Genomic DNA, 14,565 nt, shown 5'->3' with positions numbered 1-14,565 from the left:
CGACCGCCCTTGGATGAAATCCGCCGAATCCGGGGGTGTCCTTCATGGTGCTGCGACCGCTATCCGCAACGGAACGGGCTGATGCCTTGAACAAGGCAGCCGCGGCCAGGGCTACCCGGGCGGCAGCCAAGGAAAGCCTGAAGAACGGCGAGAGGTCTGCGGCGGACATCATCAACTCCGCCATGCAGGACGATGCGCTGGCCAGGATGCGGGTTTCCGAGCTCCTTGAGGCGCTGCCGGGCATCGGCAAGGTCCGGGCGGCCGCCATCATGGACCAGCTGGGCATTGCAACGTCCCGCAGGGTGCGCGGCCTGGGCGTGCACCAGCGCCGGGCGCTGGTAGATTTTATAGACGAGCATTAAGGCGGCCTGGGGCCCGCCACCCCCAAACTCCGGTAAAGGAATACGTGAGCAAGAAACCTGGACTGACAGTCCTCGCAGGTCCGACGGCTGTTGGCAAAGGCACCGTGTCCACCTACATCCGCGACAACTATCCCGAAGTCTGGCTCTCAGTCTCAGCCACCACGCGGGCGCCCCGCCCGGGCGAAGTGGACGGCGTCCACTACTTCTTCAAAACCAGGGAGGAGTTCGAACAGCTCATTGCTGCCGGTGAACTCCTCGAATGGGCCGTGGTCCATGGCCAGAACACTTACGGGACTTTGAAGAGCACGGTGAACCAGGCCATTTCCGAGGGCCGGTCGGTGCTCCTGGAGATTGACCTGCAGGGCGCCCGGCAGGTCAAGGCGGCCGTCCCGGACGCACAGTTTGTCTTCCTCGCCCCGCCCACCTGGGATGAAATGGTGCGCCGCCTGGTGGGCCGCGGCACCGAAACGCCCGAGGAACAGCAGCGACGGCTGGAAACCGCTAAACTGGAACTTGCTGCTGAACCGGAGTTCGACCACACCGTCATCAATGATGACGTCCGCCGGGCAGCGGACGAGCTTGTTTCACTCATGGGGCTGACCCCGCATCCACACCTGCCGGAACCGTCAGCCCGCTAGAAATTTTGGAGAATTCGTGTCCACGAACCTTGAAGGCATCATCAACCCGCCGATCGATTCGCTGCTCGAGGCAGCCGATTCCAAGTACGGCCTGGTGATCTTCGGTGCCAAGCGTGCTCGTCAGATCAACGCTTACTACGCCCAGCTTCACGAGGGCCTTTTCGAGTACGTCGGCCCGCTGGTTGACACCAAGCTGAACGAAAAGTCGCTCTCGATCGCCCTGCGGGAGATCAACGAAGGCAAACTGGTTTCCACGCCGATCGAAGCCGCAGAGTAACCTGCCGCTGAACTGACTTGCTGTTGACGGAGGTCACGTGCGCATAGTCCTCGGAGTCGGGGGAGGGATTGCCGCCTACAAGGTGGCATCGCTCCTCCGGCTTTTTACTGAAGCCGGCCATAATGTCACGGTGATCCCCACGGAGGCGTCCACCCGCTTCGTGGGTACCGCAACCTGGGAGGCGCTGTCCGGAAATCCGGTCAGCAACAGCGTTTTCGACGATGTTCACCAGGTCAACCATGTCCGGCTGGGCCACGAAGCCGACCTGGTGGTCGTTGCGCCCGCCACGGCGGACCTTCTTGCCAAGGCTGCCACCGGGCAGGCAGGCGACCTCCTCACGAACACGCTCCTGATGGCCCACGGGCCGGTGCTGTTCGCGCCCGCCATGCACACGGAAATGTGGCAGCACGCCGCCACCCGTGCCAACGTGGATACGCTCCGTACGCGCGGCGCCGCAGTGCTGGAGCCTGCCACCGGCAGGCTGACGGGAGCAGATTCCGGGCCAGGCAGGCTTCCTGAGCCCGAGGTCATTTTCGAGGCGGCCATGGCCCTGGTCGAGGGACAGGCCGACTACCAGCTGCCACTGGCGGGCCGGACAGTCACCATCAGTGCGGGTGGAACCCGGGAACCCCTGGACCCGGTGCGTTTCCTCGGCAACCGTTCTTCCGGCAAGCAGGGGGTCGCGCTGGCGGTAGCCGCCCGCAACGCGGGGGCCACCGTGCGGCTGCTCGCAGCGCACATGGAGGTTCCGCCGCCCGCCGGCGTCGAAGTGGTAGCCGTCGAGACAGCCCTGCAGCTGCGTGAGGCAGCACTGGCCGCCGCCGCTGATTCCGACGTCGTCATCATGTCTGCCGCCGTGGCTGATTTCCGTCCGGCCGCCGTGTCGGACACCAAAATCAAGAAGCGTGATGACAGCGCCGATCCCATCATCACCCTGGTCCGGAACCCGGACATCCTTCACGAACTGGTGGAGCTGCGGAACGCGGTCGGGCCGGCAGGCAGATATCAGCTGATCGTGGGATTCGCCGCCGAAACCGGAGACAGCCAGGGCGACGTCCTGGCCTACGCAGAAGCAAAACTCGAGCGAAAGGGATGCGACCTGCTGGTGGTCAACCACGTCGGTTCCGACAAGGTGTTCGGGCAGGACACCAATTCGGTCGTCATCCTGAGCCGCTCCGGCTCTGAACCACAGGAGGCCTCGGGAACCAAGACTGAGGTTTCCACGGCCATCATCAGCCGGATCAGCTTCGAACTGAACCACGTGTCGCCCCGCGCCTGAGTGTTCCACGCCACGTTCGCTTAGCACAGGGACATCTGCTGACGTCTCCCTGCGGGGAGTACGGATGCCAACCAGTAAGGTAGTTGAGTGACTTTACCCTTGCACATTCCCCAGTCCTCCGGGGCCACGCCCTCCGCGCTCCGGCTCTTCACGTCCGAGTCGGTCACCGAAGGCCACCCGGACAAGATCTGCGACCAGATCAGTGACGCCATCCTGGACGCCCTGCTGGCAGCAGATCCGGAATCCCGGGTAGCCGTGGAAACTATGGCCACCACCGGGCTGGTGCACGTGGCAGGCGAGGTCACTACCGACGCGTATGTTGAGATCCCGCAGATCGTCCGCGAAACCATCCTGGGCATCGGCTACGACTCCTCGGCCAACGGATTCGACGGCGCCCGCTGCGGCGTCTCCGTCTCCATCGGCCAGCAGTCCAACGACATCGCCGGCGGCGTCTTCAACTCGCTGGAAGCCCGCGAGGGACGCCAGGAGGACGACTATGACCTGCAGGGCGCCGGTGACCAGGGCCTGATGTTCGGCTACGCCAGCGACGAAACACCGTCCTACATGCCCACGCCCATCTGGCTGGCGCACCGGCTGTCCGAACGCCTTACCGAAGTCCGCAAGTCCGGCCAACTGGCCTACCTGCGGCCGGACGGCAAAACCCAGGTGACAGTGGGCTACGAGGGTGACGTGCCCGTCTCGGTGGAAACCGTGGTCATCTCCAGCCAGCACGCCGAAGGTGCGAGCCTGGAACGGCTCCGGGCGGACCTCGCCTCGATCGTCATTGATCCGGTTCTGGCAGGTTCCAACCTGGACATTTCCCGGGTATCGAACATCCTCAACCCGGCGGGCGAGTTCGTCATCGGCGGCCCCGTCGGCGATGCCGGCCTGACCGGGCGCAAGATCATCGTCGATACCTATGGCGGCATGGCCCGGCACGGCGGCGGCGCCTTCTCGGGAAAGGACCCGTCCAAGGTGGACCGGTCCGCAGCTTACGCCATGCGGTGGGTCGCGAAGAACGTTGTGGCCGCCGGCCTGGCCAAGCGCGCCGAGATCCAGATTGCCTACGCCATCGGCCAGGCCCGCCCTGTGGGCACCTACGTGGAAACCTTCGGCACCGAAACAGTGGATCCCGTCCGGATCAGTGCCGCCATTGCGGAGATCTTCGACCTGCGCCCCCGTGCCATCATCGATGCACTTGACCTGAAGCGCCCCATCTACGCGAAGACGGCAGCGCACGGCCACTTCGGCCGCGACGAACCCGACTTCACATGGGAGCGCCTGGACCGCGTGGACGACCTGAAGGCATTCTTCAACGCCTAGAACCACTCCCGCAGGGCCACCGGCACAAATGTCGGTGCCCGGTGCTTGGCTGGTCATGTCCACCCGGGAGCTGAACGGAGGTAGCCGAAGTGGTTGCTCACAGGCCCTCTGGTGACAGCTCCGTCCAGCCGGCGCTGGATCTTCCCGGCGTGCCCGCACAGGCAGTCCAGCCTTCCCTCCTCCAGGGCTTCCCGTCACGCAGGCTGCCGGCCGGCATCACCCTTGCCGGGAACCTTCCGGTAGCCCGGGTGCTGATTGAATCATCCCTGCCGCATCTTGACCGCCCCTTCGATTACGCGGTTCCGGCAACCCTCGACCAGGCTGCCAAGCCTGGCGTCAGGGTCAAGGTCAGCTTCAACGGCCAGGACCTCACCGGTTTCCTTCTGGAGCGGGTTGCCGCGTCCGACGCCGGCCACACGCTGGTACCGCTGGCGAAAGTCGTGTCCCCGGTCCAGGTCCTGACGCCTGCAGTGCGGGATCTGGCCACCGCCGTTGCCGCCCGATACGCAGGAACTGTCAGCGATGTCCTCCGCGTCGCCGTGCCGCCGAGGGTGGCCCGCCTGGAGAAGGAGATGCCGGGCACAGCGGCCGAGGCTGCGGCCGTCCCCGGACAAGGGGCCAAGAGCAGGGAAGGCAGCGGGGACCTGCCGCCCGCCTCAGCCTCAGCTTGGGCCGCGTACCGCAACGGCCCGGCATTCCTACGGCACGTCTCAGACGGCGGAGCCCCCCATGCCGTGCTCAACCCGCTTCAGGGATACGGACCGGCAGGCTGGCCCCGCCTGCTTGCCGAGGCTGTCGCCGCTGCTTACGCCGCTGGGCGTGGAGCGGTGGTGGTAGTGCCGGACTACCGCGATCTGGACCGGCTCGAAGACGCGCTGAAACCCCTGCTGCCGGACGAAGCCGTGGCCCGGCTCGCAGCGGACGATGGCCCCACGCCCCGCTATCGTAACTTCCTGCGCCTTCTGGCTGGGACCGCCAGGGTGGCCATCGGCACCAGGTCTGCTGCTTTCGCCCCCGTCCAGGACCTGGGCCTGGTGGTCTGCTGGGATGACGGCGACGAGCTCCATATCGAGCAGCGTGCACCCTATGCCCATGCGCGGGAGGTGCTGCTCCTGCGCGCCGGGCAGGAGGACACCGCCTGCCTGCTGGCAGGGCATGCCCGCAGCTCCGAGGTTCAGCGGCTGGTGGATGCCGGCTGGGCGCTGTCTGTTGACTCGGACCGCTCCGCCACCCGCCGCACCGTACCCCGGGTGGTCAATACTGCGGACAGTTTCGAGCAGGAACGCGACCCGCTGGCCACCATCGCGCGTCTTCCCGGTGCAGCTTGGCGGGCTGCCAAGGACGGCCTGGAACGGGGCCCGGTCCTGGTCCAGGTTGCCCGGGCCGGTTATGCGCCTTCCCTTGCGTGTGAGACCTGCCGCGAGCCGGCCCGTTGCGGCGCCTGCCAGGGGCCGCTGGCTCTTGCCGGAACGTCCGCCATGCCCCAGTGCCGCTGGTGTTCGACGCCCGCAGCGGACTGGCGGTGCCAGCATTGTGGTGGCTGGCGGCTCCGCAAAGGTGCCACCGGGGTGCTGCGTACAGCGGAAGAACTGGGCCGCGCCTTTCCCGGAAAGACCGTCGTCACCTCCTCTGGGGACCAGGTGAAGGCATCCGTCAGCGGGGGTAAGGCGCTGGTAGTGGCTACCGTCGGGGCGGAACCCGTGGCCGACGGCGGCTACGCCGCGGCCCTGCTGCTGGACGGCGATTCGCTGCTGCGCCGCGAAACGCTGCGGGCCGGCGAGGATACCGTGCGCCGCTGGTTCAACGCCGCAGCCCTGGTGCGGCCCGCATCCGAAGGCGGTCTGGTGGTGGTCACGGCAACGGACACCGCTGCCGTGGGCGCCCTGCTCCGGTGGGACCCTGCCGGGTATGCCCAGCGGGAACTGTCCCTGCGGACCGAACTGCAGCTTCCCCCGGCGGTGCGGATTGCTTCCGTCACAGGACCCCGTTCCGCGGTGGAACACTACACCGGAGCGGTGGAAGCAGAGCTCGCAACGGCAGGGATAACGCTGCGCACCGCAGGCCCGGCACCGGTGCTGCTGAACGGTGCGCCCTCCTCCCGGCGCTCGACCGAAGATGTCCGCACCCTGCTGTTCTTCCCCTACAGCCAGGCGGCCGCCGTCGTCCGTTTGCTTCGGGTAACGCGGGCAGCGGCGGCGGCCAAGCGCACCATGGACCCGGTTCAGGTCCGGCTGGACGGCGTGGACGTACTCTAGCGGCGCCTTTTCACGATTCCGGCGGCCACGTCCACCAGTTGGCGGGCCGATTCATCCCAGCTGAACTCGCGCGCGCGGGCCACCGAGCTGCGGGATGCCTGCTCCCACGTTTTGCCGTTCTGCAACTTCGCCACCGCGTCGGCGAACTGCTCCGGAGATGCAGGATCCACATAGGTTGCCGCGTCTCCGCCCACTTCACGGAAGATGGGAATGTCACTGGCAATGACGGGCGTGCCGAGCGCCATCGCCTCCACGAGCGGGAGCCCGTATCCCTCCGCCCGGGAGAGGCTCACAAGCGCCGTGGCCGTCCTCAGCAATGCGGCGTACTCCTCGTCCGTGACACCGTTATGAAAGACCACGGAGGCACCCGGAGGGACCTGGGCCTCCAGCTCTGCCCGGCGTTGCGGCGTGATCCTGCTGAGCAGGTGGAGGGTGTAGCCCGGAAGCTCCGCCATGCCGGCCACCATGGTTTCCACGTTCTTGTAGGGCATGAAGGACCCCATGTAGACAATCGATTTCTCCGCGCCTGCTTCCGCAGGGCGGGGATCCTGTTCAGGCTGGGGAGCGTTGCTGATGATCCGGACCGGGCGGCGGGTCAGGCGGTACTTGGCGATCAGCGCTTCAGTGGTCCTGCTGATGGTGGCCACCGTGTCGGCCCGGTCCAGGAGCAGCCGTTGCGGCCAGAAGGCCTTGTGGTAAAGCCTCCACAGCACCCGTACCGGGGCCGGCAGGAAACCGGGCGGTTCGGGGTGCTCGTAGTAGATGAGGTCGTGCAATGTCAGGACCAGGCCGTACTTGCGCCCCCAGGTTCCCATGGTCTGCATCGGGCACACCACCACGTCTGCCCCCAGGGCGTTGACTTTCCGGGCCACGAACAGCTCCAGCGGCGACAGCGGGCTGCTGATCAGGGTGTAGGGAACGTCCGGCAGCAGGGCCAGCTGTCGGACGTCGGAAATCAGCATGGATACGTCAGCGACCTTCGCCGTGGCTGCGATCAGGCTTGCTCCATAGCGGCTGATGCCGTCGTGGTGGTCTGTCCTGGTGAAGCGGGCATCGATGACGATTTTCACGCGGGGTGCTCCTGTAGGAAACTGCGGATGTAGTTTGCAGCCGGTGCGGGTGTTTCGTAGTGGATCAGGTGGCCGACGCCGGGAATTACCTTAAGCTCCGCGTCTGGAAGCAGGGCCACCAGCCGGTGCTGGTCCGGGAGCGTGGCGATCTCGTCCTTCTCGCCGGCGATCAGCAGTACGGGCAGGGCCAGCCTGCCGGCTACTTCGGCAACGTGGCTGCTGACCGATGCGGTAAACGATTCGAGGAGGCTGTCCCGGTTGGCGAACGCGCTGAAGTAGGCATGGTGCTGCCCATGGATAAAGCGGCGGAGGTTGCGGTCCCGCGTTTTCGCCATCGCTTCGCTCATCACCCGGACGATGAGCGGGCTGCGCAGCAGCGCCAGTCCCAGGGGACGGGGGAGGCGTGCGGCCAGCCGGTAGTACAGCACAGCCAACCGGGTCATGATTCCCTTTGGTCCCTCAAGTGCCGGAGCGGCAATGGGATTGATGAGGATCAGCGGATTGACGGCTGACGGATGGTCGGCAACGAAATGTGCCGCGATGATGGACCCGAAGGAGTGGCCCAGCAGAACCGTGTCCGGGCCGAGTTCCAGGGCCGCCATGAAGTCTGTGATGAACTGGCCGTAGCGCTCCACGGAGTGCGGGCCGGACTGGAAGGGCCCCGAAGTGCCGAACCCGGGGAGGTCCGGCATAATGATCCGCATTTCCGGAAGCTGGTCGGCAACCCGCAGGAGGCCGTGATGGTCACCGCGGAACCCGTGGATGACCAGGATGGTCCGGGTCGCCGGGCCGGGCCTCAGGGGCTCACAGGTCCAGAAGGCCACCGTTGTACCGTCCAATTCCATGGTGGAGGCGGCGGTGCGTTCCGTAAGGCCGGGGCTGATGTAGGCAGGCGCAGCCGATTGCCCTGGAGTGGTAGTTTTCATGGGCCGTGGTCCTAGTTGACGTTGTCCGGATGGGAGCCGATGCGTTGTCCGCGCTCCAGTCCTGCGAGTGCTGCCATATCCCGATCGGAAAGTTCGAAGTTGAACACATTCAGGTTCTCGCGGATCCGCGCCTCCGAGCTGGCTTTGGGGATGGCGATGTGTCCCAGTTGCATGTGCCAGCGGAGGATGACCTGGGCGGGGGTCCTGTGGTGTTCGGCGGCGCATGCCTGGACAACAGGATCGGCCAGGACCTGGCCGCGGCCCAGGGGACTCCACGCTTGGGTCATGATGCCCAGTTCGCGGTGCTTGCTGCGCAGTTCCTCCTGCTGCAGCCATGGGTGCAGCTCGATCTGGTTGACGGCGGGCACCACCTCGGCCGTCTGCAGCAACCGGTCAAGGTGGGCGGGCTGGAAGTTGCTGACGCCGATGGCGCGCACCTTCCCTTCCCGGTAGAGCGTCTCGAGTGCCCGGTACGTCTCCGGAAAGAGGCCCCGGCGGGGGCAGGGCCAGTGGATGAGGTACATGTCTATGTAGTCCAACCCCAGGTTAACCATGGAGTTGTCGAATGCCCGCAGCGTCGCATCGTAGCCGTGGTGGTCGTTCCACACCTTGGTGGTGATGAACACGTCGTCCCGGGACAGCGCCGGGAAAAGTTCACCCGATCCGCCACTGCCCGGCCGGGCACTGAGCTCCGGGCTGATACCGCGTGCCACGCCAAGTTCGTTGCCATACATGGCTGCGGTGTCGAAATGCCGGTAGCCGGCAGCAAGGGCGACGGCGACGAGCCCCGCCGCGTCCGCCGGCGGAACCTTGTACAGCCCGAAGCCAAGCTGGTGGATCAGCACACCGTTGTTCAGGCTGAGCCGGGGTGGGGTTCTCATAGCCTCGACTCTACCCATTGAGTGTGGCGAGGCCTTCGAAATCCACCATCCGCGGCGCGGTGGCCTCATTCAGGACCAGGTCGGTGGCCCGGTTTGCCGCCAGGGCGCCCCGCAGGCCGTTGATCTTGGAGACGCGGAAACTACGCAAATCCTCCGCCGCACCTGCCGCAACTGGGAAAGGGCGGACCGGTAGACCGTTCGTTGAGGACGATACCGTCCGAGGACCCGTCGTCGCGGAAAAAGACTGTGGCAACGTCGCCCACGACATCGGACATGGCCAAAATGTTCAGGTCGGCCCCGCCCGGCCCAATCCGGGCACCGGCAGGGGCGGTACTGTCCGCCTCCGTGATGAACTGACAGGGGAGGAATTCGACTTCACCGCGGACGTCATCGTGAACACCACCGGCGCCTGGGTGGACCTCACCAACGAAGCCATGGGAACCGCGTCATCTTTCATGGGCGGGACCAAGGGCTCTCACATCGTGCTGGACAACCCGGTACTTTTGGAGGCCTGCCGGGGGCGGGAGATCTTCTTCGAGCATACCGACGGCCGGATCGTCCTCATCTACCCGCTGGGGTACCGGGTCCTGGTGGGCACCACCGACGTGGATGCCAGTATGGCCGAGGACGCCGTCTGCACCGACGAGGAAATCGCCTACTTCTTCGACCTGATCGGCCACGTATTTCCCACCATCCCGGTTACCCATGACCAGATCGTCTACACCTTTTCCGGTGTGCGGCCCCTGCCCCGGCACGACGCGACCCAGCCGGGCTTTGTCTCCCGGGACTACCGCATCGAACGGTGCAGCCACGGACAAGACGGAACAGCCGCCGTCGTACTGAGCCTCGTGGGCGGCAAATGGACCACATTCCGCGCCTTGGCCGAGCACATGACCAACGATGTGCTGGCTGAACTGGGTATGGAGCGCAAGGTTTCCACGGCACAGCTTCCCATCGGCGGCGGCGCCGGCTTCCCGGCCGACGAGGCAGGTGTGCAGAAGTGGATCAAATCGCATATGGCCGCCGGCCGGGATGCAGACCGCACGGCCGGGCTCCTGACCCGCTACGGCACCCGGGCGGAGTCCGTCATGGAGTATCTCGACGCCGGACCGGACCGGCTGCTGCGCTCCACCCGCGAACTGAGCGTGCGTGAACTGGAGTTCATGGCTGCGCACGAGCAGGTGGGGCACCTGGTGGACGTCCTCATCCGCCGCACATCCCTGGCGTTCCGGGGGCTCGTCACCGGCGAGCTGCTCAACGAAGCGGCGGAAGTCCTCGCCGCTCCGCTGCATTGGGACGCCGCAGCCCGGGCAGCGGAAATCGCGCACGCCCAGGACGTGCTCAGGCGCTTCCACCGGGTAGAAACCCATAGCCTGGTGGCTTAGTTGGTTCGTCAGGTCAGGAACGGCGAAAACGACCCGGCCTGACGCACGCTCTCCGGGTTTTGACGCAGCGCTTACGCCCGTGCGAAGGACAATAGGGCCCGAAACTCGAGCCAATTGCGGGACTAGGTATTTACTGGCAGCCCGGCTACCGGCAACCCTGCCGCCGGCCGTCGGGCTGCTGTACTTACTATGAGAAGCGATAACCAGACAAGGACGTCATCATGAGCCAGTATGTAATCGCCATCGACCAGGGCACCACCAGCACCCGCGCCATCGTCTTCGACCACAGCGGCGCCATTGTCTCCTCAGGCCAAATGGAACACGAGCAGATCTTTCCCAAGGCGGGATGGGTGGAACACAACGCGGCCGAGATCTGGAACAACACCCGCGAGGTCATCGCCTCCGCCCTCTCAAAGGCGAACCTGACACGGCACGACATTGCCGCCGTCGGAATCACCAATCAGCGCGAAACCGCCGTGGTGTGGGACAAAACGACCGGTGAAGCCGTGTACAACGCCATCGTGTGGCAGGACACGCGCACGCAGGACATTGTGGATGAACTCTCGAAGGACGGCGGGGCGGACCGCTTCAAGCAGAAGGTGGGCCTGCCACTGGCAACGTACTTCTCCGGCACCAAGATCAAATGGATCCTGGACAACGTGGAGGGCGCCCGGGAGAGGGCCGAAGCCGGGGACCTGGTCTTCGGCAACACCGATGCCTGGGTGCTGTGGAACCTGACCGGCGGCGTGGACGGCGGTGTCCATGTCACGGATGTCACCAACGCCTCCCGCACACTGTTCATGGACCTGGAAACCCTGCAGTGGGACGACGAGATCCTGGGCATCTTCGGTGTGCCCCGGAGCATGATGCCGGAGATCAGGTCCTCCTCCGAGGTCTACGGCACAGTCCACACCTCGCAATTGCTCCGGAAGACTCCAGTGGCCGGCATCCTGGGCGACCAGCAGGCGGCCACTTTCGGCCAGGCAGCCTTCCAGACCGGCGAAGCCAAGAACACCTACGGCACCGGCTGCTTCCTGATCTTCAACACCGGCGAAGAGATTGTCCACTCCAAGAACGGACTTCTCACCACCGTCGGCTACAAGCTGGGCGGTGCCGCACCGCGCTACGCCCTGGAAGGCTCCATCGCAGTCACGGGCTCGCTCATCCAATGGCTGCGCGACAACCTGGGAATGATCAGCAGCGCTCCCGAGGTGGAAACCCTGGCGGCTTCGGTGAAGGACAACGGAGGCGTGTACATCGTCCCGGCGTTCTCAGGCCTGTTCGCCCCGTACTGGCGTTCCGATGCCCGCGGCGCCATCGTGGGCCTGACCCGTTTCGTGAACAGGAATCACATCGCCCGGGCCGCCCTGGAAGCCACGGCGTTCCAGACCCGCGAGGTGCTTGACGCCGTCAACGCAGACTCCGGCGTGCCGCTCACCGAACTGAAGGTCGACGGCGGCATGGTGGCCAACGACGCGCTGATGCAGTTCCAGGCGGACATCCTGGGTGTCCCGGTCATCCGTCCCAAGGTGGTGGAAACCACCGCCCTTGGTGCAGCCTATGCCGCGGGCCTCGCGGTCGAGTTCTGGAAGGACCTCGGCGAACTCTCGGCAAACTGGTCCGAGGACAAGCGCTGGGAGCCGCAGATGGACCAAGCCGAACAGGACCGCCAGCTGCGGCTCTGGCGGAAGGCAGTCACCAAGTCCATGGATTGGGTGGACGAGGATGTGAGGTAGCCCTTTCCGCAAAAAGTGGCCTGCTTAGCCCTCGTGCATTTCTACTATTCCTCTGCTGCCGTCCACTGTGACCAATTGTCCTGTTCTCAGGAGCCGGGTGGCGTTGCCGGTGCCCACTACTGCCGGGATTCCGTACTCGCGGGCTACGAGGGAGGCATGGGCGGCCAGGTTGCCCGTGTCCGTGACGACGGCCGCCGCGTCTGTGAAGAGCGGGGTCCATGCCGGAGCCGTTGCCCTTGCCACCAGCACTTCGCCTGGCCGGAAGCTGGAAAACCCCGCCGGACCATCCACTATGCGAACCCGGCCCCGGGCACGCCCAGGGCTTGCCGGGTGGCCCTTCAGGGCACCGCCGGGAAGTGTGCGGCTGCTCCGGGCGCTGTTGGCGATCCGGTCGAAGGTGTTGCCGATGAAGGGAAGAGTTCCCAGCATGAGCGGCGCGTCGAGTTTCCGTTGCCGCAGCCAGTCCTCGCGCCGCCGGGCTACGGCAGCATGTTGGGGCGGCGCATCGGTACGCCAATCCTGCCGGGTCAGGAAATAGATGTCGTCAGGGCTGCCGATGACCCCTGCCTGCTGCAGTATGCTTCCCATCCGTGCGGCACAGCGTCGCAACAGGGGCCAGCCCAGGGTGAAGTCGCGGGCCTGCTCCTCGCGCAGCAGCGCATAATGCTGTGCGACGGCCAGGAGGGTGTCGAAACGGCGCAGGTGACGGGAGCCCCGCAGGACGCTCCGCGATGCAGCCTCTGCCGCGCAGCGCCGTTCACCCGCGGTGGCGGCAACCCGCCGTCCGGGGACATCCTGGGCGGTCGGGACCGCTGGCAGGGCCTCCTTGCCGGCCGTCCGGTGGTACCAGTCCAGGCTGTACACCGCGTGCGGCGTGAAGCCCGGCGGCAACGTCAGCAGGCCACCCAGCAGAACCTGGTAGCCCTCGGCGCCGGAGGCCCCCATGGGGCGCTGTACCGATGCCGCAGCCAGGTGCCGGCGCCAGAAGCGGGCCAGGGCCATCTCCATTTTCCAGGCGGCACCACCCGCGGCGGAGAAGTACCAGAGGTATTCACCCGCTGCCCGGGCTACCTGTTCAACCAGGGCGGCGAGTTCCGGCAGGGTGGCCGGCTCGTCGTCGCCGTCCGGTGCGTTTGACAGGCTCCGGTAGGCGGGAAGGCAACTGCTCCGCCATTCGTCCTCCAGGCTTCGAAGAACTGCCCGGTCGGCCCCGGCGGGGTCCATCATGGGCCGGACCACCGAGTTGAAGATGTAGGGCAGCGAGCGCAACGTGCCGCCAAACAAAAGGCGGGGGAGTGCCTGTGGGGTCGGTGGGGCCACGTAGTACCAGCCGTTGACTGCCGCATGTCCCATCGGGATGCTGACGCCGGCGGAACGGGCCACCGCCCGGTTATAGCCGGCGTCGATGCCCGGTACTATCCAGTCCATGAACAGCGGCGTCACGGTTCGGGCAACCACTCTCCGAGACGGAAGTTGCGCAACCAGACGCCCTTCCCCGGCCGGCGCCATACAACAGGGTCCGGTACTGCTGTCATCGGCCGTGCCTGCAGGATGTACACCTGGCCGGACCGGTCCAGGGCCCATTCCACATCCTGGGGAGCACCCCGATGCCTGGCGACTTTCCGCGCGACGGCGGCCACCGCCGTCGCGCTTTCTGACGTAAGGACGCTGCCGCCGCGGGTGCAGCTGGCGCGCCCCTTCCGTACCGTCCATTCCTCTCCGCTCTCGGAGCCGGCGACGAGGTTGTCCGCGAGGCCCGGCACGGCCGAGATCACCGTCTGGTCCCGGTCACCGGTCAGCGGGTTGGCGGTGAAGGCCACTCCTGCCGCTGCGGCGTCCACCATCTGCTGGACCAGTACCGCCATGGCCCCCCATTCCGGTTGCCCCGCGTCGCGTTGCCCGTCCGACCGCCCGCGGGACTCGTGGTAGGCCCGTACCCTGTCGGTCCGGGCGGACTCAAAGCACCGGTTTACGGCAGAAGCAAGATCTGCGGCACCCACGCCAAGGTGGCTTTCATACATCCCGGCGTAGGAAGCGCCCGGCAGGTCTTCGGCTGCGGCAGAGGAACGGACGGCGTAGGGGCCCGGGCCTGCAGCGCGGGCGGCATCCTTCAACCGCTGCCCCCAATCGTCCCGGCCTGAACCGGAATCGAATGCTGCGCGTGCTACAACGAATCCTGCCGGCACGGAAAACCCGGCCGCGCGCAGCAGCGACAACGCAGCGGCCTTGCCGCCTGCCTGTTCCCGTGTGAGCCGATTTTCCTCACCAAGACGTAGGAAGGCGGGCTCCCCGCCTGGGTGGTTCTCCGCAGCGTCATGCATGGTTCACCTGCCGGATCCTGGGCCGCGCGGCCCGGCTACAGTCTAGTTTTGAGCCTTGGGCGGGGTATAGGCCTTCCGCTCGGCCCAGGCCGCCGCAGGTGCGCTAAAGTAG

At 66.1% G+C, this 14,565-nt stretch carries 12 protein-coding genes and 2 pseudogenes; 8 read left to right on the top strand and 6 right to left on the bottom strand.

Going from position 1 to position 14,565, the window contains the following annotated elements:
- Nucleotides 1-44 precede the first annotated feature (44 nt).
- The 6 genes from mihF (at nt 45) to NXY83_RS10735 (ending at nt 6,134) form a co-directional block, all read left to right on the top strand.
- Complete coding sequence (gene mihF, locus NXY83_RS10760; protein WP_258802238.1) at nt 45-362, top strand: integration host factor, actinobacterial type; 318 nt, start codon at nt 45-47, stop codon at nt 360-362.
- 44 nt (nt 363-406) lie between these two features.
- A complete protein-coding gene (gene gmk, locus NXY83_RS10755; RefSeq protein WP_258802237.1) occupies nt 407-1,000 on the top strand; it encodes a guanylate kinase in 594 nt (197 codons plus the stop codon).
- A gap of 16 nt (nt 1,001-1,016) precedes the next feature.
- Complete coding sequence (gene rpoZ, locus NXY83_RS10750) at nt 1,017-1,277, top strand: DNA-directed RNA polymerase subunit omega (RefSeq protein ID WP_003800778.1); 261 nt, start codon at nt 1,017-1,019, stop codon at nt 1,275-1,277.
- 37 nt (nt 1,278-1,314) lie between these two features.
- Complete coding sequence (gene coaBC / locus NXY83_RS10745) at nt 1,315-2,556, top strand: bifunctional phosphopantothenoylcysteine decarboxylase/phosphopantothenate--cysteine ligase CoaBC (RefSeq protein ID WP_258802236.1); 1,242 nt, start codon at nt 1,315-1,317, stop codon at nt 2,554-2,556.
- An 87-nt stretch (nt 2,557-2,643) separates the two neighbouring features.
- Nucleotides 2,644-3,879 (top strand): methionine adenosyltransferase, encoded by a 1,236-nt coding sequence (metK, locus tag NXY83_RS10740; RefSeq protein WP_258802235.1) that lies wholly within the window; start codon nt 2,644-2,646, stop codon nt 3,877-3,879.
- Nucleotides 3,880-4,028: 149 nt separating this feature from the next.
- Complete coding sequence (locus NXY83_RS10735) at nt 4,029-6,134, top strand: primosomal protein N' (protein ID WP_258806161.1); 2,106 nt, start codon at nt 4,029-4,031, stop codon at nt 6,132-6,134.
- Here NXY83_RS10735 and NXY83_RS10730 read toward each other — a convergent pair.
- The 4 genes and pseudogenes from NXY83_RS10730 to NXY83_RS10715 all read right to left on the bottom strand — a co-directional run.
- Nucleotides 6,131-7,204: a glycosyltransferase family 4 protein gene (locus NXY83_RS10730; RefSeq protein WP_258802234.1), complete on the bottom strand. Its 1,074-nt coding sequence runs from the start codon at nt 7,202-7,204 to the stop codon at nt 6,131-6,133. The genes NXY83_RS10735 and NXY83_RS10730 overlap by 4 nt on opposite strands.
- Nucleotides 7,201-8,130 (bottom strand): alpha/beta fold hydrolase, encoded by a 930-nt coding sequence (locus tag NXY83_RS10725; protein WP_258802233.1) that lies wholly within the window; start codon nt 8,128-8,130, stop codon nt 7,201-7,203. The genes NXY83_RS10730 and NXY83_RS10725 overlap by 4 nt, the downstream gene beginning before the upstream one ends.
- An 11-nt stretch (nt 8,131-8,141) precedes the next feature.
- The gene (locus NXY83_RS10720) at nt 8,142-9,011 is read right to left on the bottom strand and encodes an aldo/keto reductase (RefSeq protein ID WP_258802232.1); all 870 of its coding nucleotides are present in this window, start codon (nt 9,009-9,011) and stop codon (nt 8,142-8,144) included.
- Between the two features lie 10 nt (nt 9,012-9,021).
- Nucleotides 9,022-9,304 (bottom strand): annotated as a pseudogene (locus tag NXY83_RS10715) (sugar-binding domain-containing protein); the annotation flags it as partial.
- 39 nt (nt 9,305-9,343) lie between these two features.
- Here NXY83_RS10715 and NXY83_RS10710 point away from each other — a divergent pair.
- Nucleotides 9,344-10,396: pseudogene (locus tag NXY83_RS10710) on the top strand (glycerol-3-phosphate dehydrogenase/oxidase); the annotation flags it as partial.
- Nucleotides 10,397-10,617: 221 nt separating this feature from the next.
- A complete protein-coding gene (gene glpK / locus NXY83_RS10705) occupies nt 10,618-12,132 on the top strand; it encodes a glycerol kinase GlpK (protein WP_258802231.1) in 1,515 nt (504 codons plus the stop codon).
- Between the two features lie 24 nt (nt 12,133-12,156).
- On the opposite strand, the gene NXY83_RS10700 is transcribed toward glpK, so the two are convergent.
- Both NXY83_RS10700 and NXY83_RS10695 read right to left on the bottom strand, forming a co-directional pair.
- Nucleotides 12,157-13,560, bottom strand: coding sequence for a PEP-utilizing enzyme (locus NXY83_RS10700; RefSeq protein WP_258802230.1), 1,404 nt, complete (start codon nt 13,558-13,560; stop codon nt 12,157-12,159).
- Between the two features lie 11 nt (nt 13,561-13,571).
- On the bottom strand, nt 13,572-14,453 hold the full coding sequence (locus tag NXY83_RS10695; RefSeq protein WP_258802229.1) for a PEP/pyruvate-binding domain-containing protein: 882 nt from the start codon (nt 14,451-14,453) through the stop codon (nt 13,572-13,574).
- Between the last annotated feature and the right edge of the window lie 112 nt (nt 14,454-14,565).

Source organism: Pseudarthrobacter sp. NS4 (assembly GCF_024758005.1).
Classification (GTDB): domain Bacteria; phylum Actinomycetota; class Actinomycetes; order Actinomycetales; family Micrococcaceae; genus Arthrobacter.
The sequence above is the reverse complement of the archived record's forward strand: the minus strand, read 5'-3'. Positions and strand labels throughout refer to the sequence as shown.